The organism is Streptomyces sp. NPDC088706 (assembly GCF_044752765.1).
GTDB lineage: Bacteria > Actinomycetota > Actinomycetes > Streptomycetales > Streptomycetaceae > Streptomyces.
The window spans coordinates 260,813-285,990 of the sequence record NZ_JBIVLW010000006.1 but is presented as its reverse complement, the minus strand read 5'-3'; the positions used below and the strand labels follow the sequence as shown (position 1 = coordinate 285,990).

21 protein-coding genes and 1 pseudogene are annotated in these 25,178 nt (G+C 71.1%); 16 read left to right on the top strand and 6 right to left on the bottom strand.

The window, feature by feature from the left end; translation table 11 throughout:
* The 3 genes from ACIQAK_RS17935 to ACIQAK_RS17925 all read right to left on the bottom strand — a co-directional run bounded on the left by ACIQAK_RS17935 (nucleotide 1) and on the right by ACIQAK_RS17925 (nucleotide 3,626).
* On the bottom strand, nucleotides 1-759 hold the full coding sequence (locus ACIQAK_RS17935; RefSeq protein WP_366389413.1) for a hypothetical protein: 759 nt from the start codon (nucleotides 757-759) through the stop codon (nucleotides 1-3).
* A gap of 9 nt (nucleotides 760-768) precedes the next feature.
* Entirely contained in the window at nucleotides 769-3,129 is a 2,361-nt protein-coding gene (locus tag ACIQAK_RS17930) for an FHA domain-containing protein (protein ID WP_366389414.1), read from the bottom strand.
* A gap of 80 nt (nucleotides 3,130-3,209) precedes the next feature.
* The gene (locus tag ACIQAK_RS17925; protein ID WP_366389415.1) at nucleotides 3,210-3,626 is read right to left on the bottom strand and encodes an ATP-binding protein; all 417 of its coding nucleotides are present in this window, start codon (nucleotides 3,624-3,626) and stop codon (nucleotides 3,210-3,212) included.
* A 767-nt stretch (nucleotides 3,627-4,393) separates the two neighbouring features.
* On the opposite strand from ACIQAK_RS17925, the gene ACIQAK_RS17920 reads away from it, so the two are divergent.
* The 3 genes from ACIQAK_RS17920 (at nucleotide 4,394) to ACIQAK_RS17910 (ending at nucleotide 9,760) form a co-directional block, all read left to right on the top strand.
* Entirely contained in the window at nucleotides 4,394-5,674 is a 1,281-nt protein-coding gene (locus ACIQAK_RS17920) for an MFS transporter (protein WP_366389416.1), read from the top strand.
* A gap of 82 nt (nucleotides 5,675-5,756) precedes the next feature.
* The gene (locus tag ACIQAK_RS17915; RefSeq protein ID WP_366389417.1) at nucleotides 5,757-8,927 is read left to right on the top strand and encodes a condensation domain-containing protein; all 3,171 of its coding nucleotides are present in this window, start codon (nucleotides 5,757-5,759) and stop codon (nucleotides 8,925-8,927) included.
* Nucleotides 8,924-9,760: an alpha/beta fold hydrolase gene (locus ACIQAK_RS17910; protein WP_366389418.1), complete on the top strand. Its 837-nt coding sequence runs from the start codon at nucleotides 8,924-8,926 to the stop codon at nucleotides 9,758-9,760. The genes ACIQAK_RS17915 and ACIQAK_RS17910 overlap by 4 nt, the downstream gene beginning before the upstream one ends.
* Here the strand turns inward: ACIQAK_RS17910 and ACIQAK_RS17905 are convergent.
* Complete coding sequence (locus ACIQAK_RS17905) at nucleotides 9,757-10,035, bottom strand: hypothetical protein (protein WP_366389419.1); 279 nt, start codon at nucleotides 10,033-10,035, stop codon at nucleotides 9,757-9,759. The two genes, ACIQAK_RS17910 and ACIQAK_RS17905, sit on opposite strands and share 4 nt — an antisense overlap.
* Nucleotides 10,036-10,106: 71 nt before the next feature.
* Between ACIQAK_RS17905 and ACIQAK_RS17900 the strand changes: the two genes are divergently transcribed.
* From ACIQAK_RS17900 to ACIQAK_RS17845, 12 genes are all read left to right on the top strand, one after another.
* The gene (locus ACIQAK_RS17900; RefSeq protein WP_366389420.1) at nucleotides 10,107-11,123 is read left to right on the top strand and encodes a hypothetical protein; all 1,017 of its coding nucleotides are present in this window, start codon (nucleotides 10,107-10,109) and stop codon (nucleotides 11,121-11,123) included.
* 86 nt (nucleotides 11,124-11,209) lie between these two features.
* Nucleotides 11,210-12,052, top strand: coding sequence for a fumarylacetoacetate hydrolase family protein (locus tag ACIQAK_RS17895; protein WP_366389421.1), 843 nt, complete (start codon nucleotides 11,210-11,212; stop codon nucleotides 12,050-12,052).
* Between the two features lie 44 nt (nucleotides 12,053-12,096).
* Entirely contained in the window at nucleotides 12,097-13,809 is a 1,713-nt protein-coding gene (locus ACIQAK_RS17890; protein ID WP_366389422.1) for a non-ribosomal peptide synthetase, read from the top strand.
* Between the two features lie 4 nt (nucleotides 13,810-13,813).
* Nucleotides 13,814-15,586 (top strand): asparagine synthase (glutamine-hydrolyzing), encoded by a 1,773-nt coding sequence (gene asnB / locus ACIQAK_RS17885; protein ID WP_366389423.1) that lies wholly within the window; start codon nucleotides 13,814-13,816, stop codon nucleotides 15,584-15,586.
* 8 nt (nucleotides 15,587-15,594) lie between these two features.
* Entirely contained in the window at nucleotides 15,595-17,022 is a 1,428-nt protein-coding gene (locus tag ACIQAK_RS17880; protein ID WP_366389424.1) for an AMP-binding protein, read from the top strand.
* A 17-nt stretch (nucleotides 17,023-17,039) separates the two neighbouring features.
* Nucleotides 17,040-17,252: an acyl carrier protein gene (locus tag ACIQAK_RS17875; RefSeq protein WP_366389425.1), complete on the top strand. Its 213-nt coding sequence runs from the start codon at nucleotides 17,040-17,042 to the stop codon at nucleotides 17,250-17,252.
* On the top strand, nucleotides 17,239-18,471 hold the full coding sequence (locus ACIQAK_RS17870) for a cytochrome P450 (protein ID WP_366389426.1): 1,233 nt from the start codon (nucleotides 17,239-17,241) through the stop codon (nucleotides 18,469-18,471). The genes ACIQAK_RS17875 and ACIQAK_RS17870 overlap by 14 nt, the downstream gene beginning before the upstream one ends.
* Nucleotides 18,468-19,193: an alpha/beta fold hydrolase gene (locus tag ACIQAK_RS17865; protein WP_366389427.1), complete on the top strand. Its 726-nt coding sequence runs from the start codon at nucleotides 18,468-18,470 to the stop codon at nucleotides 19,191-19,193. Before ACIQAK_RS17870 ends, ACIQAK_RS17865 begins: the two co-directional genes overlap by 4 nt.
* Nucleotides 19,190-20,464, top strand: a complete 1,275-nt coding sequence (locus tag ACIQAK_RS17860; protein WP_366389428.1) for an APC family permease — start codon at nucleotides 19,190-19,192, stop codon at nucleotides 20,462-20,464. Before ACIQAK_RS17865 ends, ACIQAK_RS17860 begins: the two co-directional genes overlap by 4 nt.
* A gap of 39 nt (nucleotides 20,465-20,503) precedes the next feature.
* Entirely contained in the window at nucleotides 20,504-21,244 is a 741-nt protein-coding gene (locus ACIQAK_RS17855; RefSeq protein ID WP_366389429.1) for an alpha/beta fold hydrolase, read from the top strand.
* 51 nt (nucleotides 21,245-21,295) lie between these two features.
* Nucleotides 21,296-21,607, top strand: coding sequence for an NIPSNAP family protein (locus ACIQAK_RS17850; RefSeq protein ID WP_366389430.1), 312 nt, complete (start codon nucleotides 21,296-21,298; stop codon nucleotides 21,605-21,607).
* Nucleotides 21,608-21,635: 28 nt separating this feature from the next.
* The gene (locus ACIQAK_RS17845) at nucleotides 21,636-22,007 is read left to right on the top strand and encodes a hypothetical protein (RefSeq protein WP_401848374.1); all 372 of its coding nucleotides are present in this window, start codon (nucleotides 21,636-21,638) and stop codon (nucleotides 22,005-22,007) included.
* On the opposite strand, the pseudogene ACIQAK_RS17840 reads toward ACIQAK_RS17845, so the two are convergent.
* A pseudogene (locus tag ACIQAK_RS17840) lies at nucleotides 21,947-22,183 on the bottom strand (EF-hand domain-containing protein); the annotation flags it as partial. The gene ACIQAK_RS17845 and the pseudogene ACIQAK_RS17840 overlap by 61 nt on opposite strands.
* A 278-nt stretch (nucleotides 22,184-22,461) precedes the next feature.
* Nucleotides 22,462-23,670: a Dyp-type peroxidase gene (locus ACIQAK_RS17835; RefSeq protein ID WP_366389431.1), complete on the bottom strand. Its 1,209-nt coding sequence runs from the start codon at nucleotides 23,668-23,670 to the stop codon at nucleotides 22,462-22,464.
* Between the two features lie 268 nt (nucleotides 23,671-23,938).
* On the opposite strand from ACIQAK_RS17835, the gene ACIQAK_RS17830 reads away from it, so the two are divergent.
* Nucleotides 23,939-25,159 carry a cytochrome P450 gene (locus tag ACIQAK_RS17830; RefSeq protein ID WP_366389432.1) on the top strand — a complete coding sequence of 407 codons (1,221 nt, stop codon included), beginning with the start codon at nucleotides 23,939-23,941 and terminating at the stop codon, nucleotides 25,157-25,159.
* The last annotated feature ends 19 nt before the right edge of the window (nucleotides 25,160-25,178 follow it).

Sequence of the window (25,178 nt, the reverse complement as noted above, 5' to 3'; positions counted from 1 at the left end):
TCACCGCCCCGCGTCCCCCGGCGCCCCGCCGCCCGGCGGGTCGTCGGAGGTGACCAGGCGGGTCCGCCCGGGTGCCTCGGGGCTGACCACACGGGTGGGTCCGGGTGCTTCGGCGGCCACGACACGGGTGGGTCCGGGTGCTTCGGTGGCCACGACGCGGGTGGGTCCGGGTGCTTCGGGAGAGCCCGCGCGCGGGGGTTCGGGCTCATCGGCCGGTACGACACGGGTGGGCTCCGGCCCCGCCATGCCGGTCCCCGAGGACCCCGCCCCCGACCCCGGCCCCGACTCCACCGCGTACGTGGTCAGCTGTTTCCCGTCGCAGAAGACCCACCGCTCGTGCTCGGCGTCGTACAGCCACACCGACTCCCCGTCCACGACCATGCCCACCCGCATCCCCCGGGTCCGCTGCTGGAAGCTCTCCCCGTCGCTGCGCCCCTCCGCCAGGTCCTGCGCCGCGCGCCGGTACTGGTTCAGGGCCTCCTCCGCCCGGGCCAGCAGGGGGCGCGGGTCCGCCGTGCGGGCGAGCGGCCGACCGGGTTCCGGAGGGGTCCGCGGTACGGAGACGAGGAGCCGCCCGTCGACCCAGGCCGCCCAGCCGTTGAAGCAGGCGACGTACGCCCAGTCGCCGCGCCGCTCCACCAACCGCACCGGCAGCAGGGCGTCGAGCGGTTCGGTGGGCCGGGCGGCGTCGGGCGCCTGCCAGGCGGGCAGCCCGTCCGGCGGGATGACATGGGTGGGACGGAATTCCTCGGTCGCCATGGAACCGCCTTACTTCCGCATGACCGCGGGCTCGTGGCGCCGCAGCAGCTTGGCGACCAGGTATCCGAAGAGGGCGGAGAGGACGACCAGCATCCCCATGTCGAGCAGCCAGACCCCCGCAGAGTGCCCGAACAGCGGGTCGGACGTCAGATCGCCCGGCACGATCCGGGCCAGGTCGATCGTGCCGGCCATCGCTCCCAGCGCCCACCGCGACGGGATCAGCCAGGACAGCTGCTCAAGACCCGGCACCCCGTTCAGCTTGAGCAGGGCCCCGCAGAACACCACCTGGACGATGGCGAGGAGGACGAGCAGCGGCATCGTGACCTCCTCCTTGCGCACCAGCGCGGAGACCAGCAGGCCGAGCATCATCGCGGTGAACGACAGCAGGGCGACGGCCAGGGTGATCTCCGCGAGCGGTGGCAGGAACACGCCTTCGCCGCCCGGCGCGTCGAGGTCGGCGCCCACCAGACCGACCAGGGTCAGCACGATGGCCTGGAGGATCGTGATGGTCCCGAGCACCACGATCTTCGACATCAGGTACGCGGATCTGGACAGGCCGACGGCCCGTTCCCGCCGGTAGATCACCCGTTCCTTGACCAGCTCCCGTACGGCGTTGGCGGCACCGGTCAGCACACCGCCCACACACAGGATGAGCAGCGCGTTCATCGCCGTCTCCTGGGTGAGCCGGCTGCCCGCCAGGGCGCGGGCCATCGCTCCCATGACGAACGGCAGCGCGATCATGATGATCAGGAACGTGCGGTCGGCGGCGAGCGCGGAGGCGTACCGGCGGACCAGGGTGCCCAGCTGGGCCCCCCAGTTACGGGTCTTCGGCGGCGGAGCGACGAAGGCCCCGGGCGCGGCCGGAGGCAGTTGGGGCTGTGCCGAGGCGTTGACGATGTACCGCCGGTGGAAGAGCGAGTCCGCGTACATGGCCGCCCAGTCCCGGTCCCGGTCGTTCTCGAAGGCCTCGAACGCCTCCGGCCACTCCTGGAAGCCGAAGAACGCGAGAGCGTCCTCGGGCGGGCCGTAGTAGGCGATGCGGCCACCGGGCGCGAGGACGAGCAGCCGGTCGCAGACCTCCAGGCTCAGCACGCTGTGCGTGACGACGATGACCGTACGGCCGTCGTCGGCGAGCCCGCGCAGCATGTGCATGACCGAGCGGTCCATCCCCGGGTCGAGCCCCGAGGTCGGTTCGTCCAGGAAGAGCAGCGAGGGCTTCGTCAGCAGTTCCAGGGCCACGCTCACCCGCTTGCGCTGGCCGCCGGAGAGGCTGTGGATCGGCTGGTCCACCCGCTGTTCCAGACCCAGCTCATCGATGACCTCCGAGACCCGGGCCTGCCGCTCCGCCTTCGCCGTGTCCTGCGGGAAGCGGAGCTCGGCCGCGTACCCGAGGGCTTTGCGTACGGTCAGCTGGGAGTGGAGGATGTCGTCCTGCGGTACGAGGCCGATGCGCTGGCGCAGCTCGGCGAAGTCCCGGTAGAGGTCACGGCCGTCGTAGAGGACGGTGCCGGAGTCGGCCGGGCGCAGTCCCGTGAGGGCGTTGAGCAGCGTCGACTTCCCGGCGCCGCTGGGCCCGACGACGCCGAGCAGGCACTTCTCGCCGACGGGGAAGGAGACCCCGTCCAGCAGCGTCCTACCTCCCTTGCCCGCCTTGCCGACGGTGACCTCCAGGTCCTGGACGTCCAGCGACACCTCACCGGTGTCCACGAACTCCTGGAGCACATCGCCGACGAGGCTGAACGCCGAGTGGCCGATGCCGACGATGTCGCCGGCGCCGACGACCGCCCGGGTGACCGGCTGGCCGTTGAGGAAGGTGCCGTTGTGGCTGCCGAGGTCGACGATCTCGTGCCGGCCGTCGGGGAGCGCCCGCAGTTCGGCATGGTGCCGGGAGACCACGAGGTCGTCGATGACGAGGTCGTTGCCGCTGTCGCGGCCGATGCGCACGGTCCTCGCGGGCAGCGGCCGTACGGTGGTCGGTTGCCGGAAGGTGCCGGTCGCGGCGGGCACCGAGACGGCCGAGGGGCGGTCCGCGGCGGGGCGGGCGGGGGGCTCGCGGCCCAGCAGCACGGCGCGGGGGCCGTCGCCCGGGTTGCCGAAGTGGATGACGGTGCCCGCGCCGACGCCGGACTCATGGACGCGGTGGCCGCCGGTGTAGGTGCCGTTGGTGCTGTCCTCGTCCTGGAGCGTCCAGTGACCGTCCTCGGGATGGAGCACCGCGTGGTGCCAGGAGACCCGGGCGTCGTCGATGACGATGTCGCTCTCGGGGTCGCGTCCGACACGGTAGTCCCGGCTCGGACTCATCACCGTGGAGCCGAGGTCGGTCTCCAGGACGAGCTCGGGCGCCGTCGGCGCTGCGGGCCGCTCTCCCATGTCTGGATTCTATCGATACGTCACGATCGGCGCCCGTCGCCGCCGGAGCCGGCTCACTGCGCGGGGTCGGCGATGTGCGGTCAGCGGAGCACGGTGGCGAGGATGACCTTGCCGCCGTCCGCCGAATCGCGGACCGTGACCTCCTGGGCCAGCCGCTGGACCATCGGCCAGCCGAAGCCGCCGGTGCGGCCCGTCAGATCGGGCGTCCGGTCCTGCGGGTGCGCCGGGCTCGGATCGGTGACCCGGACGTGGACGCCGGTGCGGTCGGCAGTCAGCCACAGAGCGGTGACGGCTCCGGCGTGCCGGACGGCGTTGGTGACCAGTTCCGAGACGAGGAGCAGCAGGTTCTGCACCACGTGCGTGGCCGGAGCGGGGTGCAGTCGTGCCACGAAGCTGCTGACCGCGTCCCGCGCGTCGGCGGCCTTCTCCGGTCGGCATACGTAATCGGTACGGGTTTCCCCGTCCGGTGAGAGCGTCATCAGCATGCGGTCGTTCATGGTGGTCACCCCGTCGCGTGAGCTTTCCGGTCCTGACGTCCGGATACCCCCCGATCGCCGTTTCATGGAGAACGGCCACGGAGGATCGGCGGCCCCGACCGCGTGCGGCTCGCCGGTCATCCCGAACCGATCTTGGACGGGCACGGCCCCGTCCGTCCTCGCACCGGCAACTCGGCACCGCGGGGTGCCGTCCGAGGGCCGGCCGGCCGGAAGAAGAGCAATACGTCTTTCGGTGGTCCATCACCTGTTCTCCCGCGGTATTGCCGCGGGCGCCGCCGACGCGGAAATGAGCCGGAAAGCGTGATAAGGCCCCTTGCGGCCGGACCTTGATCGACACCGTTACCGAAAATATTCGGCCCGCCGAGAGCTCGGTTCATGATTTTTCCCGTGCGCGACACGAGGACAAAAGGGCCGCCAGGCAGGGTGAGCTGGCCCGTAGCACTCGACGGCGAACGGATCGGCCCCTCGGCCCGCCCGGGCCCGTACGCGCCGTGATGTTCACTTTCGGCCAATAGCCGGTTCCTCCGTGTGTGCGGTGGGTGCTCGGGCAGGCGAAGCCCGGCACACTTGCTCAGCGTGGAACCATCAGCATTCTTTGCCGTTATTTTCCTTGCGGCGATTCGAAATCCGTGCGCTTCAGGGGGATGGGCGATGCTCCGTTGTCATGGCCGGCTCTTTTCCAGGGTCGTCGGCTTATGTGGGTCCCGTGCCCAGCGTTCCCCGGGCGGTGGTGACGGCTGATGTCGAAGGACACGGAGAAGGCCCTTGTGAGGCAGTCGGAAACCCCGCCGAAAAGTCTGTGGCACAGCCGTGATTTCCTCACCTTCTGGTCGGGCGAGGCGTTCTCCCTGTTCGGAGCGCAGATCACCAATCTGGCGCTGCCGCTGACCGCGGTCCTGGTGTACGACGCGACACCCCAGCAGATGGGTCTGCTCAGCTTTCTGCAGCTGTCCCCCTACCTGTTCCTCTCCCTGCTCTTCGGTGTCTGGGTCGACCGCAGTCGGCGCAAACCGCTGATGCTGGCGGCGAACGCGATCAGGATGGTGCTGATCGCCTCCGTCCCGCTGCTGTCCGCCCTGCACCTCCTGACCGTCGAGGGGCTGCTGCTCATCGCCTGCCTGGTGGGCACCTGCTCCGTCCTCTTCGACGTCAGCTGGATGTCCTTCGTGCCCACCCTCGTCAAGGACAGGCGGCTCTACGTCGAGGCCAACCAGAAGCTCGGCGTGACCCAGTCGACGTCGGACGTGGCGGGCCCCGGGGTGGCCGGGGTCCTCGTCGGCTGGCTCGGGCCCCCGACGGCTCTGGTCCTGGACGCCGTGTCCTATCTGGCCTCCCTGATCAGCCTCCTGACGATCCGGACCAAGGAGCCCGCCCCGCCCAGGGCGACCGAGCGCCACCTGGGACGCGAGCTCAAGGAAGGCGTGAGCTGGGTCTTCGGCCACCACCTCCTGCGACCCCTGGCCCTGCTCGCCCCCTTCACGAACTTCTCGCTGACCAGCGTCTCCACGCTCTTCCTTCTCTACGGAGTCCGGGAGAAGGGGCTGACCCCCCAGCTCATCGGCCTGGTCTACTCGGTGTCATCCGTAGGAGCTCTCCTGGGCGCCCTCGGGTCGGCGGCGATCATCCGTCGCTTTCCCACCGGCCTGGTCTACGGTGTCGCCCTCACCGGCATCTACGCGGGCCCCCTCCTCCTGATCGTCGCCGGTGGACCCAGGCCGGTGATGATCGCAACCTTCATCCTGTCCCTGCTCATCAGCTACTTCGGCAGCGGCCTCTCCAACGTCGTGCAGCTGACGCTACGTCAGACCCTGACCGAGCAGTCGCTGATGGGACGCATGAACGCGGCCTTCCGCACGCTGCTGTTCGGCGGCGGAGCCCTGGGCGGGCTGTGCGGCGGTCTGCTCGGCGGGGCCCTCGGCCTGCGCAACGGCCTCGTCGTCCTCGCGCTCTGCTCCGCGGCCATGGTCATCCCGCTGCTCATGTCGCCCATCATCCGGCTGCGTGCCATGCCCGAGCCCGGGACGGAGAGCGCCGTGGCAACCCCGTAGGACGCCCTGCCGGATCCCCCGGATTCCGAAGGATTCCCGTTGTTCGCACCGCAGTCGCCGATCACGCCGGAGATGACCTGACATGCACGCCCGTGAAGAACACCCTCCACAAGCCCCCGGCCGAGCCGACCGGTCCATCCACCCTGCCTCCTACGCCCAGGAGCAGCTGTACTTCCTCGACGAGCTGGCGTCCGGCAACGCGGTCTACAACATCCTGATGGTGTGGCGGCTGACCGGCCCCCTGCGCGTCGACGCCCTCCGGGGCGCCCTGGACCTGGTGGTCTCGCGCCATGAGGCGCTGCGCACCACCATCCGCCGCACCGACGACGGCATCCGTCAGGAAGTCGCCCCGCACCGGCCGCTGACCCTGCTCACCACCGATCTGTCGGGCCTGCCCGAGGCCGACCGGGACAAGCGGCTGACCGCGGAGATCGAGGCGCTGAACGCGCAGCCCTACGACCTGGGTACGGGCCCACTGCACCGCTTCGGTCTCTTCCGGCTGGGACCGCACGAGCACGTTCTCTGCCAGGGCTTCCACCACATCGTCACCGACGGCTGGTCGACCGGGTTGATCAACGCGGAGATCTCCACCGCCTACCGCGACCTGTGCGCGGGAGTGACTCCTTCCCTCGGGGAGATCTCCCTGCATTACAGCGACTACGCCGTCGCTCAGCGCGAGCGCCTGGACGGTGCCGGGCTGAAGGAGGACCTCGACTTCTGGCGCGCGAAGCTGGACGGCGTCACCGTGCTCGACCTGCCGGCCGACCGGCCGCGAACGGCGGGCGGCGGACGCCACGGCAAGACCCTGAACCGAAGGCTCTCCGACGACGTCCGTGCCTACGTCACCCGGCTCGGCCAGGACGGAGCCTCGTCGTTCATGGTGCTGGCGGCCGCGCTGAACGTGGTGCTGAGCCGCTGCACCGGGCGCGACGACATCCCGGTCGGGGTCCCGATGCTGGGCCGGCCGCACCCGCGGCTCGAGTCCGTCGTCGGCATGTTCGTGAACATGGCGGTCCTGCGCTGCGACCTCTCGGGCGACCCGACCTTCCGGGACGTCGTCGACCGGGTGATGGAGGGGACCTTCGAGCTGTACGACCACCAGGAGGCGCCCTTCAACCAGGTGGTCGGCGCCGTGCGCCCCGACCGTGAGCCGGGCCGCAACCCGCTGTTCCAGATCAGCCTGCAGGTACTGGGCGGCAAGACCTCCGGTGAGAACCTCTCCCTGGAGGGGGTGACGGCCGAACTGCTGCCGCAGGCGGCCGAAGGATCCAGGTTCGATCTGGCGATCACCCTCGTCGACGACGGATCCGCCTTCCACGCGAGCGTGGAGTACTCCACCGACCTGTTCGACTCCTGGCGGCCCGAGGCGCTGCTGACCCACCTGGAAGCGGTGTTACGCGCGGCCGCGGACGACCCGGACCGGCCGGTGTCGCGCATCCCCCTGGTCGAGGGGGACGAGAGGCAGCTGCTCCTGGACGTGGGACACGGCGTCGAGGGCGAAGGCGGGAACGAGGACGTGCCCGCGTCCGTGGCCCGCATCGCGCGGACGCGGCCCGCCGCCACGGCGGTCGTCTGCGGCGAACGCGAACTCACCTATGCCGAACTCGACCACCGGGCCGAGGCGCTCGCCCTACGACTGCGGGCCACGGGCCTCGGGCCGGGGACGAACGTCGTGGTGGTCAGCGACCGGTGGGACCATGTCGCCGTCGCCGCGCTGGGCGTGTGGCGGTGCGATGGCGCACTGACCCACCTGTCGGTCGAGGAAGCCGTCGAGCGGCTGGCGTTCGTCGCCGTCGACACCGGCGCCCCGGTCGTCCTGAGCGACGACGGCGCCCAGGCCAGGCTCCCGCACTCGTCGGCCTGGGTCCTGCTGCCGATCGACTCCGCGGAACCGGACGTGCCGGTCACCGCGGCCGGTCCCCGCCCCGGGCAACCGAGTCCGGTGGACACGGGCGCCCACGAGCGGTCACCGGCCCAGATCGTCCACATCCCCGACGCGACGGGCGGATCGCGGGGCGTCCGCCTGCCGCACAGCGCACTGTCGTTCACCGCCAGGAGCCATCGGCGCGTCCTCGGACTCGGCGACGGCGACCGGCTGTTCCTGCCACCGATAGCCGCCGAGGCGCGGCACGGCGCCCTGTGGGCCGCGCTGACCTGCGGCGCCGCGGTCGTCGCCGCCGCTCCCGAGGAGGCCGCGGACGCCGGGCGCCTGTCCACGCTGCTGAGCGAGCGCCGTGTCACCCACGCCCACCTCCCGCCGGCCCTGCGGGCGCTGCTCGACCCCACCTCGCTGCCCGACCTGACGTGTGTCCGCGGCTCGGACCGCGAACTGTCCACCCCTGCCGCCCAGGCGTGGACGGGGGAGGGGCGACGCTTCGTGACGGTCCGCGAGCTGCCGGGTGCCGCGGTGGTCTGCGCGCGCTCGGGACACGGTGACATCGTCCCGTACGAGAACCGCTCGCTGTACGTCGTCGACGATGCCCTGAACCTGGTCCCCCGCGGCGTCGAAGGCCGCCTCCTGGTGGGGGGAGCGCCGGGCAGCCTCGCCGACGGGCTGCTCCGTCGGCCCGAGGCCGGTTCGCCGTACTTCGTCCCGGACCCCTTCCGTCCGGGGCGCATGGCCTTCCTCAGCGAGGAGAGGGCCCGCTGGACCCACGGGTTGCGGCTGGAGCTCCTGGGCGCCGAGCAGGAGCGCATCGAGCTGGGAGGCGTGTCGGTCCCCGCCGCCCATGTGGAAGCCCTGCTGTGCGCGCACCCCGATGTCGCCGCGGCCGTGGTGGCGCGGGACGGCGCGGCCGGGGTGAGCGCCTATGTCCGCCCGGCCGGCGACCGCGCCGTGGACCCGGCCGATCTCGGATCCCACCTCGGCGGACACCTCCCGGAAGGGCTGATTCCCGGGCGGTGGGTGGTGGTTCCCTCCCTGCCGGTGCGAGCCGACTGGGAGGTGGACCGCGCTGCCGTCACGGACGTGGTCGCCCCGGACGAGGCCGGCGGCACGGCCGGCGCGGAGCCCCTCACCCCGACCGAGGAGTCGGTGGCCGAGGTCTTCCGTGAGGTGCTGGACGTCTCCGAGCTGGAGGCCGAGGAGAGCTTCTTCTCGGCGGGGGGCAACTCGCTCCAGGCCATGCGCGCCATCAGCCGGGTCAACACGGCGTTCGGCATCAAGCTCAGCGTGCGGGTGATGTACGGGAACGTCACCGTGCGGGCGATCGCCGCGCTGGTCGAGGAGAAGCTCGGTGAGGTGCGCCCGTGAACGACTTCTCGACCCCTCTGTCGGACACGGACCTGATCGTTCCGCTGAACCCGACGGGCACCGCCGCTCCGCTGGTCTGCGTGCACGCGAGCGCGGGCTCGGCGTACTCCTACCTTCCCCTGGCCCACCTGCTCGGCGGCGACCGGCCGGTTCTCGGCATCGAGGCGCCGGGCTTCGACGGGGAGCAGGCGCCCGTACCCTCCGTCCCCGACCTGTCGGCCCGCTACACCGCCGCTCTGGGGGAGGTCGTGACCGGCGGCGCGGTGCATCTGCTGGGCTGGTCGTTGGGGGGTCTCATCGTCTTCGACATGGCGCGGCGGCTGACGGCCGCCGGCGTCGGGGTGGGCCGGGTGGTCCTGGTCGACACCAGTCCTCCCCATCCCTGTCCGATGCCGCCGGAAGCGGAGATCGCGGGGCGCTTTCTCCACGAGATCGCCGCCTCGCTCGGCATGGACTTCCCGGCGGAGATCGACACCCTGGCGGCCGACGGCGACGGGGACGCGAACGCGCTCTTCCACCAGGTGCGGCAGCTGGACTCGTGGCCGAGCGAACTGGACGCCGACCTGCTGAACGACCGTTACGCGGTCTTTCACGCACACGCCGTGGCCGCGCACGCCTACGAGGCGCCCGGAAGGTACGACGGACCGGTCTGGCACCTGCTGGCCTCGAAGTCCCCGCCGCAGGGCGGGCGATGGGCGGAGCTGGCACCCGACCTCACGGAACGCACGGTCCCCGGAGACCACCATTCGATCTGGTACGGCGACGGCCTCCAGCAACTCGCCGCCCACACGCGGTCCGCTCTGGCCGGCCCCCCACACCCCATGAGGAGTTAAATGCGTCGGAATTCTGCGTGGCGGTAAATATTTCCCCGGCAATTTCGCGGAATGCTTGCCACGGTGGAGAGCGGGTCGTAGCATAATTCCCACAGCGCAGGAATTGCCGAGAAGATGCCGCCCTCGAATACCTGGTGGCCGCAGTCGCGCTGCATGACGCACGCCACATTCCATGCGGTGGCGATTGCCCCACTGAATATTGCTCCACTGAATTCGAAGAACGTCGAATTCTTCGCGTGTTCCGGTGGAAGCTCCACCCGGTCTTCCGTCGACACGTAGTGATCATGTCCCGCACGACAGAAGCACATCTCGTGTCAAACGGTTCTCTCCCGTAAGGAGTAGCGGTATGTCTTTACCAGGCGGCCGACCCGCGGAAACGACGAAGATCGACCTGCTCGACTGCACACTGCGCGACGGAATGTACGCCGTGGACTTCCAGCTCGACGAGGAGTTCGTGACGAGGCTCCTCACGCGTCTGAACGAAACGCCCGTCACCAAGGTCGAGGTGGGGCACGGCTTGGGGCTGGAGGCCGAGCGGACCGGCATCACGGCGTGCAACATCGACCACCAGCGCTGGGGTGAGCTGGCCGGCGCCACCCTCTCGGCGAAGCCCTGGGGCATGTTCGCCCAGCCGGACTTCACCCGGCTGGAGACCGTCGAGAGCCTGGTGAAGAAGGGGATGACCTTCCTGCGGGTGGGAGTGGAACCCGACCGGGTCTCCGAACACCTCGCCTATCTGCGCCAGGCCACCGAGGTGTGCGACGAGGTCTACCTCAACCTCATGAAGTCCAGCGCCACCCCGGTCGACCGACTCGTTGACTATCTGGCGGACGTGCCCGACGCGGTCACCGGGGTCTATGTGGTCGACTCCTACGGGGCGATGCTGCCCAGTGCGGTGACCGAGTACGTGAGTGCCGTCCGCCGCCACTTCGACGTCGTCGGCTTCCACGGCCATGACAACCTCGGGCTGGCGAACTACAACAGCGTCACCGCGTACGAGGCCGGCGCGAGCATCGTGGACGCGACGCTCAACGGCATCGGGCGGGGATCGGGGAACGCCTCCATCGAGGCGGTCGCCGGCATCATCAAGCTGACCCACGGCGACCTGTTCGACTACCAGGAACTCGCCAGGATCGCGGAGTACGCCCACATCAACATGGAGGCCGTCCCCGAGGACCGCACCATGCAGGTGCTCGGCGCCGTCATCGGCATCCACTCCGGGTTCTTCCCGCTGGTGGAGCGGCTGGCCGCCGAGTTCAGCACCGATCCGGCGCGCCTGATGGAGACCGCCGTGGAGATCGCCGACCAGAGCCCCCGCGCCAACGACTTCCAGAGCGCCGCGGCACGCTGCTGCCCGGCGTAGGACAACTCCTGAAGGCCGGGGCGTCACACGGAGCCCCGGCCTCCCACCCGCAGGTGCCCAGGCGACCCGACGCAAGAGGAGAAGCAGTGAAACTGGCCAGGACATCCCCGCACCCGGGGCCCGGTGACATCGTGGTGAGCGACGGCGGCGGCTGGCTCCCGCTGAAGGGGCTCCCGGGGTACGCCGGGGTCGGCCGCATCGCCGACCTGGTGGGGGAGGGGGAGCTGCGCGCCCTCGCCGAGGCCGTGGAGCGCCATGGCGGCGAGGTGGCACCCGTCGACTTCGATCCGGCGCGGTCCGGCCCGGTGGCCGACCGCGACGCGGACATCTGGGGCGCCGGCCTCAACTACCTGCGGCACAGTGAGGACCTTCAGGCGCAGCAGCCGGCCTCCGGCCCCGGTTCCTACCTCCGGCCCGGGGGCTGCCTCATCGGCAACACGGACCACATCGAGCTGCCCGTCCAGTCGAAACGCGTCACCGCGGAGGCCGAGCTCGGCCTGGTCGTCGGAACCGCCTGCAAGAACGTGGCGCGCGACGAATGGCGGTCCGTGATCGCGGGTGTCACCTGCGTCCTGGACATGACGGCCGAGGACGCCATCCGGGAGAACCCCCGCTACATCCCGTGGGCCAAGGGCTTCGACACGTTCTGCAGCGTCGGACCGGTCCTGGTCACCCTGGACGAGTTCCCCGACGGCTTCGACGCCGTCCGGATCTCGACGGTCCTCAACGACGAGACGGTCGCCTCCGCCACCCCCACGTCCATGAAGTACGACCTGGGATACCTCGTCGAGTACTTCACCGCGGGGCGCACGCTCACCCCCGGAACCATCCTGTGCACCGGCACACCCGGCGCCACCGTGATCAGCCCCGGTGACACGGTCCGGTCGGTCGTCGAGGGTGTCGGCACCCTGACCCACCCCGTGCGGTGACCGGCCCGTCCGCCACCGACACGCCACAGACGAAGGAGGGCGAGGTGCCCGACCGCCGCAGAACGGTCGTCGACCGGATCGACGAGGCGATACGCCGTCATCCCGGCGCGGCCGCCGTACGCAATGCCCAACGCGTGCTGACCTACCGTGAGTTCGGCCACCTGGTCGACGACTTCGCACACCGCGTGGCCGCACGTACCGAAGCCGGTGAGTTCGTCGGCATCAGCAGCCACCGCGACATCGGAGCCGTCGTGGCGATCGTCGGCGCCCTCAAGGCCCGGCGCCCGTTCGTCGTCATCGACGACCGGGACAGCGCGGCCTCCAACAGCGCCAAGGTGAGCCTGCTGGGGCTGCGGACGGTGGCGGACACGACATCGCCGGACGGCGAGGTCACGCTCGGCGACGTGCCCGAGCGGTGGCGCCCCGCCGGCCCGCCCGCGCACACCGGCCCGCCGGCTCCCGGACCGCTGCCGGCCGATGTCGGCTACGCCATCCACACGTCCGGTTCCACCGGTCGGCCCAAGTGCGTGCTGGTACGGGCCGACCCCCTGGACCGTGTGGTGCGTGATCACGTCGAGCGGCTGGAGGTGGGGCCCGGCTCGCGGACACTGCAGTTCGCCCGGCTGACCTTCGACGGCTGCCTCACCGAGATCCTCTGGACGCTGACCGCCGGAGCCTGCCTCGTGGTGCTCGACGAGGCCAGGCTCACACCCGGCACCATCCTGGCGGAGACCCTGGAGGAGTTCGGCGTCACCCACCTGAAGACCACGCCGTTCGCGCTCACCGTCACCGAACCGACGGCCGGCATGCGGCTGCGCCACGTGATCAACGGCGGCGGCCCGTGCCGCCCCTCGGTGATCCGCACCTGGTCGTCGGCGAGGGCCTTCCACAACGCCTACGGGCTCACCGAGACCACCGTGTGCAACCTCCTCAGCGACCCGCTCGACCCGCAGGCGGCCCGCCACGCGGTGCCGCTCGGCACGGTCGTCGGCGACTGCGCGTACCACCTGCGGCCGGTGGGCGGCGAGGACGCCGTCCCCGAGCGGGGCGAACTCGTGATCACCGGGGAGAGCGTGGCGCTCGGCTACCTGACCGAGGAGGGCCTGACACCGTTCGGTGGGACCGGCGCCGAGGGCGGCTACGCCACCGGCGACATCGTCGAGGAGCGGGACGGCGCCCTGTACTTCGTCGAGCGGGTGGACCGCCAGGTCAAGGTGCGCGGCTACCGTCTGGACCCGGGCGAGATCGAGAACGCGGTCTGCCGACTGGACGGAGTCCTGGACGCCGTGGTCGTCGCCGAGGCGCACGACGGTCTGCGCGGCGGCGACCCCGACGTACTCGTCTGCTACTTCCGGGGCGACGGCGACCCCCGCCTCCTGCGCAAGAGCCTGGAGGGCGCTCTCGACCCCTACAAGATCCCCTCGGTCTTCGAGCGCGTCGAGGTCTTCCCGCACACGCCGAACGGCAAGATCGACCGCGATGCGCTGGGCGCGGGCCGACGCGAGCACCTGGCTCCGCCGACGGCGCCGGAAGCCGGAGCGGACCTGCGGATCCTGCACCTCGTACGCAACCTCACCGGGGTGGAGAACGTCAGGCTGGAGGACAACTTCTTCGAAGTCGGCGGCGACTCCGCCACCGCCGTCGTCCTGGTCACCCAGATGCGCGGACTGGGCTGGGTGGACGCGGGCGTCCGCGACGTACTCCGTGCGGAGAACCTGCGGGTACTGGCGGACCAGCTCCAGGAACGGGGCGTGTGACGTCATGTGCGGCCTCTGCGGAACCTTCGCCCCGGACGGCACCCTCGACCGGACCGTCTCCGCCACCATGCACGCCCGGCTCACCCACCGCGGTCCGGACGAGAGCTACTCGCTGAGTACGCCGACGCTGTCCATGAAGCTCGGCCGCCTCGGTATGACCGGGCTGCGCGACGGCTGGCAGCCCGCCGAGGACGCGACCGGCCGGTACGCGGCCGTGACCAACGGCGAGATCTACAACGCCCCCGAGCTGGCCCGGCGCCTGGGCATCCGGTCCGCCAACCGGGTCGATGTGGCCCTCGTGCCCGAGCTGTTCGCCCGGCATGGAACCGACGGGCTGAAGCTCATCGACGGACAGTTCGCCACCGCCGTCCACGACCGGGCACGCGACCTGCTGCACCTGGGCCGCGACAGGTTCGGGATCTGCCCGCTCTTCTACACCGTGGCCGGCTCCCACACACACTTCGCCTCCGAGCTGAAGACGTTGGTGACGTCGGTTCCCCAGGCGTGGAAGCTCGACCTCACCGCGGTCGACCAGTACCTGTCACTGGGGAACATCGTCGCGCCGAAGACCCTGGTCCGCGATGTCCACGCGGTCCCGCCCGGATGCGTGGTGACCTTCGGCGACGGAGAACCGCGGACCGCGCGCTACTGGCGCTACGGCGAGTTCGACACCACCGCACCGCCCGCCTCCGACGCGGAGATCCGGGCCACGCTCAGCGGCGCGATCCAGGACCGTCTGCGCGCGGACGTCGAGATCGGGGCCTACCTCAGCGGCGGATTCGACTCCTCCACCCTGGTGGTGGAAGCCTCCCGGCTGCTGGAGAAGGCGCCCAGAACCTTCTCCGTGCTCTTCGAGGACGCCGCCCTGGACGAGGGACGCTTCCAGCGCGAGGTGTCGCGGGCGGTGGGGAGCGAACACCGGCAGATCCACTGCGGGCCCGCGGACGTCGCCGCCGGCTTCGAGGACATGGTGCGCCACTGCTGCTACCCGCAGCGCGAGACGTACAACGTGGCCGCGCGCATGCTCTCCGACGAGGTGCGCCGGGCCGGAATCAAGGGGGTCATCTCCGGGGAGGGCGCGGATGAGCTCTTCTTCGGCTACGACTCGTACGTCTTCGACGCCGCCCGCCGCGTACCACCGGCGGCCCGGGACGAGAACGCCCACGCCTGGGGCCGGGCGGACTTCGGCTGGGAGGTCGACTGGGACCGGGCCGAGCGCAGGCGCCGGACCTGCTTCACCCCGCGGACGGAAGAGGCCCTGGCCGGAGCGGAGTTCTGGCGGGAGCGGCTGATCCCCTACAGCGACAAGGAGGCCGCCGCCCTCACCCCGATGCAACTGCGCTCCATCGCCGACGTGTACGTGCAGCTCGGCGGCCATCTCCTCGGTGACCACGGCGACCTGATGCTGATGGCCAACTCCATCGAGGGCCGCTACCCCTTCCTGGGCAACGGCGTCGTGGAGCTGGCGACGCACACGGCCGACGACCGCAAGGTGGCCGACTTCGAGGGCAAGGCCTGTCTGAAGACGGCGTACGCGGACGTGGTGCCCGCCCGCGTGGTGAGCCGGGCCAAGCAGGGCTTCACGGCGTACGGCCTGGACGCGATCTCCGACGAACGGCGCGCGGCACGCTGGCGTGACCTGGTCGCGGCCAGCGGCGTCTTCGCGCCGGACGCCCTCGACCGGCTGACGGCCGATCCCAAGCCCGACAAGTGGGACGTACGGCTCAGCCTCATCAGCATCAGCGCGATCATCGACGAGTTGGGACTGAAGCTGTGACCGGAGCCGTGACGGACGCGTGGCACGACCTCATCGGCGAGCACCGCTGGCGCTCCACCGAAACGGTCTGGGTGGAGGAGGGACGGGAGTACGGCCGGGAGCGCGTGGGCACGCTGGCCGCGGCCGTCCAGCGGGCCGTCGAGCGCTGCGAGGGCGCGCGCGTGGTGCGCCTGCGGGCGGACACCCGGCTCGGACACTTCGCGGGCCAGCTGGGAGTGTGGCGGGCCGGCGGCCTGGCCGTGGCCGACGACGGCAGCCTCGCCCCCGACGTACTCGACCGGGTCAGGCCGGATGTGACCCTGTCCGTCACCGTGGGCGAGGCGGCGGCCGACGACGAGGTCGAGGAGGTCGCACGCGCGGCCGAGCCGCTCCCCGCCGACCGTCTGCCACCCGACGTGGTGGCGGTGAACTTCACCTCGGGCAGCACCGGCCGTCGCAAGGCGGTCGCGGTGACCCGGCAGAACCTGCTGGCCCTGTTCGCGTGCCGTGGCCTGGACGTCCCCACGGAAGGGGTGCCGACGGCCGGCGCTTTCGCCGCCCCGGCCTTCGACGGCTGGTGGTTCGACACCTGGAAGACGGTGGCGGCGGGCGGCCGGGTCGTGCGCCTTCCCCACGTCAACGAGGACGTCTTCGCCTGGCCCGAGCTGGCCGAACGCTACGGCATCGACCGGGTCCTCCTGCCCGCGGCCGTCATCACCACGGTGGTCGGCGCCATGCCCGAGTGCCTGGCCGGCATCCCGTGGATCTTCAGCGGTGGCGAGCAGTTCCACGGGGCCACCTACCGCCAGGCCCGCCAGGCCGGACTGACCAACCGCTTCGTCAACCTCTACGGCCCCACGGAGGCGACCTTCGCCACCCACCGGTACGACCTCCCCGAGGAGTTCACAGCCGCCGCCATCCCCATCGGCCACCCCCTGGAGGGCTGCGACCAGACCCTGCCGGCCGCGGACGACTCACCACCGCACCTGCGACACCTCGTCGTCTCCGGCCCACTGGTCTGCGCCGGTTACCTGGACGGCGGGCGCCTCGCCGAGCCGTTCCCGGTGCGGGAGGGGCACGCCACCTACCGGACCGGAGACCTGGTGCACCAGGACGCCTCCGGAGCACTCGTCTACGCCGGGCGGCTCGACAGCCAGATCAAGGTCAACGGCACCCGGGTGGACACCGCGGCCCTCCAGTCCGCGGCCGGCACCGTCCCCGGCGTCCTGGACTGCCGCGTCGCCCAGGACCCCCGCGGCACCGTCGCCTTCGTCCAGCTCGGCAGGGACGCCCCGGCGCGGGAGACGGTCCGGGCACAGCTCGAACCGCTCGTCCGCTCGTTCTCCGACGCGATACGGCTCCACCTGGTGCACACGTTCCCGACGAAGGCCGGCGGAAAGATCGATTTCCCCTCACTCATGGACGACGCCCACACGGAAAGGGCCGGCAAGCGATGACGCAGATATCACCAGCCATGATCTTGGAGTGCCTCTTCAAGGTGTTCCACCGCGAACTGACCGAGGACACCGACATCTTCGAAGCGGGCGTCGACTCGCTCGTCGTCCTGCGGGTCCGGGCCCTGATCAAGCAGCAGACCGGCGTCAAGGTGCCGGGACACGTGTTCTTCGAGGGCCGCACCCCGGCCCGTATCGCCGAGAAGGCAGGAGCGCTCAATGTTGGTGGTTGAGAACAGCCCGCTCTACTCGGCGGAGTTCTTCGCCGCCGACGACCCCTACGCCTACCTCTCCCACCTGCGGGAGAACCACCCGGTCTCCCTCCACCGGCGGGCCGATGGCTACGCGTTCTACGCCCTGACCCGCTACGCCGACGTCTACGAGGCGTACGTCGACCACACGCGGCTCAGCTCCGCCTACGGCACGATGATCGACGGTTCGTACCGCCCGGAGAAGGACTCCGCCTCCGGCCGCATGCTCATCGTCGCGGACCGGCCCGAACACACCGCCCTGCGACGGCCGATCAAGCACAGCGGGTTCAACCGCGACATGCTGGACAAGGTCGGGCAGACGGTACGCCGCAACCTGCGCGCCGCGCTCGACCAGCTCTCGGTCGGCGACGTCATCGACTTCGACAAGGTCGTGGCCCCCGAGCTGCCCAAGGGCGTGCTGGAAGTCCTCTTCGGTATCGCGCCGGCCGACGCCCACGCCCTGCTGGAAGCCACCCGTACGATGATCGGCTACCGGGACGAGGCCTACACGGGCGCCTCCCCGCTGGAGTCGCTGGTCGACGCCCAGATGGAGGTCCTCGACTTCATCGACGGCCTCATCGGGCAGCGTATCGAGTCGGGGGCGAGCGACGACATGATCGGTTTCCTCGCCCAGCTCGTGGCCTCCGGCGACATGCCCCGCGACGTGGCCCTGCTCAACGGGCTCAACGTCGCCGTCGGCGGGAACGAGACCACCCCGCACACCGCCAGCCTCACCGTCGACACCATCCACCAAGAGCGGGCCCAGTGGCTCAAGGTGGTCGCCGGGGACGTGCCCGCCGACGTCGCCACGCAGGAGTTCCTGCGCTGGACCTCCACCAACAGCTACGTGCAGCGGCTGACGGTCGAGGACTTCCCGGTGGGCGGGGAGGTGATCCCGGCAGGCAGCTTCGTGACCCTGTGGAACATGGCCGCCAACCGCGACCCCGCGGTGTTCGACCAGCCCGACACGTTCATGATCGACCGGCAGGACAACAAACAGCTGGCGTTCGGCGCCGGTGTCCACCGCTGCATCGGGGCGCCGGTGGCCACGCTGGAGATCCAGACCTTCGTGGAGGAACTCGCCGCCTGGGACAAGGCGTTCGTCGTCGTCGAGGAGCCGCAGCGCCTGCGCTCCAACTTCATGCTGGGGCTGACCGAACTGCGGGTCGAAGTGGTCGATGCCAAGGATCTCGGCGCATGAGCGGACCGGAGGAGAGCAGCCTGCTCGTCGCCTTCCCCGCGGCGGGCTCCGGCGGCACCACACTGGAGCAGCTGGAGAAGCTCGCCGCCCGGCGCGGCATGGGCTTCCTGTCCCTGCCGAACCCGGCGGCGGCCGAGGCCGTCGAGTCCGGCGCGTGGCAGCAGGAGTGCCTCACGACGGTGTCGGCCACCCTCGGCGACACGGGCGCGTCACGGACCGTGCTGACCGGGCACTGCATGGGCGGACTGTCCGCGCTGCGCCTGCGGAAGGAACTCGTCGGACACACCGGGAGCCCCGCCGGGGTGCTGCTCATCAACACGCCCTGCCCGGACGGCGAGGGCCGGATCCCGACCATGTCGCAACTGGCGGACGACCAGATCGCCCGGATCCTCGCGCACGAGGGCTTCCCCCAGGACCTCCTGGACGACGAGGACGTGCTCGCGGAGGTCGCCGACCGGCTGCGGGCGGAGGCCTCGGTGGCCGACGGACTGGCCCGGTGGCTGCACACCACCGGCGCTCCACCGGACGTCCTGCACGTGCTGTCGACCCGCGGTGACTTCTTCATCCCGCCGCGGTACTGCGTGACCTGGCATGAACGGGTCCGCGGCGAGGCCCACGTGACGGTCGCGGACGGCGGTCACGCCATCGACGCCTCCATGGCCGGGCTGCTGGAGAGGTGCGTCGAGGCGGTCGTGGCGCAGACGCGAACGGAGATTGCGTGAAAGACCTGCACAAGTCGCTGGGGGGCGTCGTCGGGACCTTCCTGGCCCTGTCCACGATCCTGGGCAGCGGCATGATGATTCTGCCCGGCACCAGCTACCACACCCTGGCCCGGTCGGCGTGGATGCCGTGGGCCGTGGCCGCGCTCGCGGTCGTTCCCCTGCTCTACTGCTACGCCTGGCTCGGACGGCGCTATCCGTCCGCGTCCGGCGTGGCGCACTACGCCGAGGTGGCCTTCAACCCGGTCCTGGCGCGCACCTCGGGGACGGCCGCGACGTTCGCCCTGGTCGCCGGCATCCCGGCGACCGCGCTCACCGGCGGTCGCTACCTCGCCGAGTTCACCGGCGCCGGGGCCCTCACCTGGCTGTTCCCGGTGCTCGTCCTCTGTGTCGCCACCGCCGTCGCGTACGCCGGCACCGGTGTCTCCGGCGGACTCCAGGTCGCGCTGGTGCTCGCCCTCTTCGTCATGGTCATGTGCGTCGCCCTCGTGGCGCTCGGCTCCAGCGGCTTCCAGCCCCCCGGCACGCACCTGCCCCCGGCCGGTTCCTTCGGCATGGTGCTGACCGCCGTCTTCGTCGCCTTCACCGGCTGGGAGACGGTGGCGTTCACCTTCGAGGAGCACAAGAGGCCGGACATCATCCCGCGCGTCTTCGCCGCCTCGTACCTCATCGTCGTCGCCCTCTACGGGCTGCTGCTCCTCAGCCTCTTCGCCACGGTGGACCCGGGCGAGGAAGGACTCAACTCGGCGCCGCTGCTGCTGCTGGCCGAACGGGCTCTGGGCGACCTCGGCCGTCCGGTCGCCCTGGTCCTGGTGACCGGCGTCATCACCGCCAACGTCCTCGCGTCGGTGCTGGCCCTGTCCCGCCTGGTGTTCGGCATGGCGCGCAGCGGCTACCTCCCGGTCACGCTGGCGCGCCTGCGCCAACGGGACAGCAACCCGGTCACCGCTGTCGTGGCCGTGGGCGCGCTGCTCGTGCTGATCGCCGTGCTCAGCACGAGCGGCCTCGTGCCGCTGGAGCACCTGTTCACCTTCTCGGGCGGCATCTACTTCGTCCTGTACGGGGTCGGGGCGGCGGCCTTCGCCCGGCTGGCCACCGGCGGCAGCGCCCGGGCCGTCACGGCCCTGTGCGCGGTGACGGTCCTGGGGGTCACCCTGCTGGCGGGTCCGGCCATGTGGCTGTGCTGGGGCCTGTTCACGTTCCTCGCCGTGGTCGTCCTGCTGACGCGTCGCCGGAACGTGCGAGAGACCGGACCCGAACGGACCCGGGTCTGAGATCCGGCCCGACGGAATCGACAACAGGAGGCACACGACATGACCGGCGACGAACGCCGACTCGTACTCTTTCCCGGCGCCGGGTCCTTCGGGAGCGAGTTCCACGCCCTGCGCTCAGCGGCCGGGCCGAGCAGCAAGGTGATGCGCTATCCGGGCCGGAGCGGCCGTGACGCGGGGGAGGCGGTCTCCTTCGAGGCGGTCGTCGCGTCCTGCGCCGATCAGATCGCCGGCCTGCCGGGCGCGCGGCCGGTACTCCTCGGCCACAGCTACGGCGCGTACCTCGCCTACGCGACGGCTCTCGCGCTGGCCCGGCGTCCGGTGCCCGTCTCGCTGCTCGTGGTGGCCGGCGCATCGGCACCCGATCTCCTGCGGGTGCCGCCGGAGGCGACGGCCTCGGCCGAGGCCGCGGCGGCCTACCTCGACACCGCCGACCCCGGGCAGTTGGCCGCCGCCGCACCGGAGTGGCGCGAAGCGGTGGCCGAGACGGCACAGCGGGATCTGCGGGTGCTCGCGGAGCTGTCCCTCGCCGACCCGCCCGCCCGTCTCTCCTGCCCCGTCCTGGCCCTGCGCGGGGCGCGGGACCCGCTGACGAGCGACGCCTCGGTCGCGGAGTGGCAGCGATTCACCCAGGGTGACTTCGGCCGGCGGACGTTCGAGGGCGGCCATTCCGACCTCCTCGGCGACCCGCTACTCGCCGGACTCGTCCACGACGAGCTGGTCAGGGGGACCGGCGCGGTCCCCCCGGACAGCCACCGCACGGCAGGTCCCGCCCCACGGTGACCCCCGGAGATTCGCCGCTGCCCGGCCGTCGGGGGCGTCTAGTCTCGGGCCATGATCACCTGCGTAGTGAGGTATGTCATCGATCCGGCGAAGACCGAGGCGTTCGAGCGTTTCGGTCGCCGCTGGATGACGCTGGTCGACGCGCACGGCGGTACCCACCACGGCTACTACCTTCCCGCCGAGGGAGCGAGCGATGAGGCGCTGGCGCTGTTCACGTTCCCGGGTCTGGCCGAGTACGAGCAGTACCGCGAGCTGTTCGGCCGGGACCGCGAGTTCATCGAAGCCGACCGCATCCGCGAGGAGAGCGGCTGCGTGCTCCGCTACGAACGCACCTTCATGAGGCCACTGCGGCTGGACGACTGACCGCGCGCCCTCCGCTTCCACCTGGGAACTGCCCACGGACACCTTCGGCGCGCTGGTCCCGGTCCTCGCCCGGCTCCGCGCGGCGCCCGGGCCGCCCGAGACGCGTGGAGCGCTCTGCGTCCTGGAGGGCGAGGTCCCGGCGGCCCGGGTCCACGAGCTCCAGCAGCTGCTGCCGGGGCTGACCCGGGGCGAGGGCGCGCTGGAGTCCGCCTTCGCCGGCCACCGCCCGGTGACCGGCCCGGTCCCGAACCGCCCGCGCACCGCTGCACCGCTAGGAGTACCTGCTGCGCCGGGTGCGGCGGGTCGCCGGCTGAACCAGGGTGTCCACGGGGCGCCCGTTCAGACGGCGGTGCCGACGACCAGGTGGTCGCCGGGGATACCGGCCTCGCCCGGCGCGTAGTAGTCCTTGATCCCGGCGACCCAGGTCTCCACCCGGATCCGGTCTCCGTCGGAGGGCTCGAAGGCGTCGAAAAGCGCGTCGACGTGGGCGGGCTCGAACCCGACGGCCGTCATCAGCGCCATGAACAGAGGACGTTCGATCAGACCGTCGCCGTCCGGGTCGCCGAGCGCGACGCGCCGGGTGGCCTCAGTGGTCATGAATCCGTCACCTTTCGCCGTACGGTCCCGCCGACCGGAGTCCGGTCGGCCCACCCACTGTCCGGCCGAAGGGCGGCGGGCACGGCGAAAGCCGTAGCCCTTTCGCCTGAGGGACGCAACTGCCCCCGCGTAAACGTCGAGTTGAGGCAGACGGCGCGGATCGGCGCTCCCGCACGCCCTCCCGCGTACCGTGGACGACCGCGTCGAACCGTCCGGTCCACGGGGCCGCCCGGTGACGCCCGGCCGGCCCCACGGGCTCAGGAGCCCAGCAGCGAGGAGCCGTACCAGTCCTTCTTGTCCTTGACCCCGGGCAGGACCAGGAAGTAGCCGCCGCCCGTCGTCGTGGTGAAATCCGCCAGCCGCTCGCCCTCCAGCCGCTTCTGGACCGTCTCGAACTGCCGGGCCAGGTCCTGCTGGTAGCAGCAGAACGCCAGCCCCAGGTCGAGCGTCCCGTCCGGGGTGAGGCCCCGGTCGACGTTGTAGCTCCGGCGCAGCAGGACGGAGTCGGCCGACTGCGGCGTACGGGGGTTCGCCCGGCGGATGTGGGAGTCCAGCGGAGTCACCAGACCCTTGGGGTCCTTCGCGTAGTCGGGGACGTCCGTCTCCTTCTTCCCGTCGAGAGGAGCGCCGCTGGACTTCTGCCGGCCGAACATCTTCTCCTGCTGCCCCGTCGGAACCCGGTCCCACGCCTCGGCCCGCAGCCGGATGGAGCGGATCACCTGGTAGGTGCCGCCCCGGGCCCAGGCCGGACCGGCGGCCCGGGCCCCGAGCCACACCAGCCGGTCCATCTCACGGGCCGACCCGGTGTCCGGGTGGGCCGTGCCGTCCTTGAAGCCCAGGAAGGTGCGCGGCGCACCGGCCGGACGCGGTGGATTGACGAAGCCGTCGACCCGCCAGCGCGCCCGCATGCTGCCCGCCGTCTCGCGGGCCAGATCGCGGATGACGTGCAGCACGGCGTCGGGATGCTCCGCGCAGACCTGTACCGACAGGTCACCGTGGCAGGTCCGCTCCTCCAGCCGGTCCCCGCGGAACGAGGGCATGACGGCGAGTCCCCGGGGCCGGGCGGAGGCGAGCCCGAACCGCCCGTCGAAGAGGGAGGCTCCCACCCCCAGGGTGATGGTCAGCCGGTCCTGGGGCCACTCGGCGCCCTCCTTCAGGCCGGCCGTGAGGATCCTGGCGCGCTCCGTCAGCTTCCGGAACAGCGCCCTCAGCTCCGCGACGTCACCGCACGTCACATCGAAGGCCGCGAACCCGCCGAACCGCTGCTGCGGCGTGAGGATCCCGGCCTGGTGGACGCCGTGGAACGGCACCTGCCCGTCACCCACGGGGCTCGGCGCGGCCACCGGCCGGGCGAGGGCGAAGGCGTCCGGCCCGGACGACGCCACCGTCCCCGCCAGCGTGGCGGCTCCCAGGATGAACGTGCTGCGGCGGGTCGGAAGATCCCCATGGCGATTGCTGTCTGTCATCGGCGTGCCTCGTCCGCATTCCTCGTCGGGCTGGTGGTGTCCCCTGCACTGCTACCAGCACAGGCCCTTATTCAGCGGAATTTCATCCGTGTGAGGCGGGTGACTCGGCTCGACGGCCCTCTCGGCTGGTCCGGTCCCCCTCTGATCGGCTGACTGCGGAGCGTAATTGACATGTTTCACCAAGTGACGGGGGATACAGGGGAGGTCTGTTCCCGGACCTGGAGCCGGCACGCCCTGAAACCTCGAACCGGTCATTGGGAGAACCTCGGTGGAGAACACCTCGGTGCAGAACAAGGAAACCGTACGGAGCTGTCCCTTCGACTTCGCACAGCAACTGGAGTTCGACCCCCAGCTCAGGCAACTGCTGACCGAGGAGCCCGTCTCCCGCATCCGGATGGCCTACGGAGAGGGCGAGGCATGGCTCGTCACCCGCTACGAGGACGTCCGGACGGTCACCACCGACCGGCGTTTCAGCCGCAGTGCCGTCCTCGGGCGGGACTTCCCCCGGATGACCCCGGAACCGATCGTCCAGGCCGAGTCGATCAACCTCATGGACCCGCCCGCCAGCAGCCGGCTGCGTAGCCTGGTGGCCAAGAGCTTCACCGCGCGCCGCGTCGAGCAGATGCGGGCGGGCACCCAGCGCATCGTGGACCGGCTGCTGGACGACATGGCGGACGAGGGGTCCCCGGCCGACTTCGTGGCCCGCCTCTCCTCACCGCTGCCGCTGATCACCATCTGCGAGGCGCTCGACATCCCCGAGGCCGACCGCCCCTGGCTCCGCGCCCACGCCATGACGATGATGAACGTCGGGGCCGCGGGCAAGGAGGACGCGGTACGGGCCAAGGCCGAACTGCGCGGCTACTTCACCGAGTTGACCGCCGAGCGCCGCCGCTCCCCCGGCGAGGACCTCATCAGCACCCTGGCCACCGCCCGGGACGGCGCCGAGCTCCTCGACGACAAAGAGCTGGCCGTCATGGCGATGGTCCTGCTCATCACCGGCCAGGACACCACCACCTACCAGCTCGGCAACATCGCCTACACCCTGCTCACCCGGCCCGGGATGCTGAAGACGCTCCAGGCCGAACCGGAGCGGCTGCCCCGCACGATCGAGGAGCTGCTGCGGTACATCCCCTTCCGCAAGGGCGTCGGCATCCCCCGCATCGCCACCGAGGACGTGGAACTCGGCGGGGTCGCCATCAAGGCCGGCGACGTGGTCCATGTGTCGTACCTGACGGCCAACCGGGACGCCGCCAAGTTCGACCGCCCCGACGAGCTGGACCCCGACCGGCCGTCCATCCCCCACATGACGTTCGGCTGGGGCGCCCATCACTGCCTGGGCGCTCCGCTGGCCACCATGGAACTGGAGGTGGCCTTCTCCACGCTGCTGGCCCGCTTCCCGGCCCTGCGTCTCGACGTGGAGCCCGAGGACGTCCGGTGGAACACGACGTCCATCTGGCGTTACCCGCTCGACCTGCCCGTCACGTGGTGACGAGAGCCTCCGCTCCCAG

Bases quoted from the DNA above. Each gene is read 5' to 3' on its own strand.
- ACIQAK_RS17915 (WP_366389417.1), top strand. From the start codon at position 5,757: ATGCACGCCCGTGAAGAACACCCTCCACAAGCCCCCGGCCGAGCCGAC.
- ACIQAK_RS17850 (WP_366389430.1), top strand. From the start codon at position 21,296: ATGATCACCTGCGTAGTGAGGTATGTCATCGATCCGGCGAAGACCGAG.
- ACIQAK_RS17870 (WP_366389426.1), top strand. From the start codon at position 17,239: ATGTTGGTGGTTGAGAACAGCCCGCTCTACTCGGCGGAGTTCTTCGCC.
- ACIQAK_RS17925 (WP_366389415.1), bottom strand. From the start codon at position 3,626: ATGAACGACCGCATGCTGATGACGCTCTCACCGGACGGGGAAACCCGT.
- ACIQAK_RS17900 (WP_366389420.1), top strand. From the start codon at position 10,107: ATGTCTTTACCAGGCGGCCGACCCGCGGAAACGACGAAGATCGACCTG.
- ACIQAK_RS17835 (WP_366389431.1), bottom strand. From the start codon at position 23,670: ATGACAGACAGCAATCGCCATGGGGATCTTCCGACCCGCCGCAGCACG.
- ACIQAK_RS17855 (WP_366389429.1), top strand. From the start codon at position 20,504: ATGACCGGCGACGAACGCCGACTCGTACTCTTTCCCGGCGCCGGGTCC.
- ACIQAK_RS17935 (WP_366389413.1), bottom strand. From the start codon at position 759: ATGGCGACCGAGGAATTCCGTCCCACCCATGTCATCCCGCCGGACGGG.
- asnB (WP_366389423.1), top strand. From the start codon at position 13,814: ATGTGCGGCCTCTGCGGAACCTTCGCCCCGGACGGCACCCTCGACCGG.
- ACIQAK_RS17875 (WP_366389425.1), top strand. From the start codon at position 17,040: ATGATCTTGGAGTGCCTCTTCAAGGTGTTCCACCGCGAACTGACCGAG.
- ACIQAK_RS17930 (WP_366389414.1), bottom strand. From the start codon at position 3,129: ATGGGAGAGCGGCCCGCAGCGCCGACGGCGCCCGAGCTCGTCCTGGAG.
- ACIQAK_RS17865 (WP_366389427.1), top strand. From the start codon at position 18,468: ATGAGCGGACCGGAGGAGAGCAGCCTGCTCGTCGCCTTCCCCGCGGCG.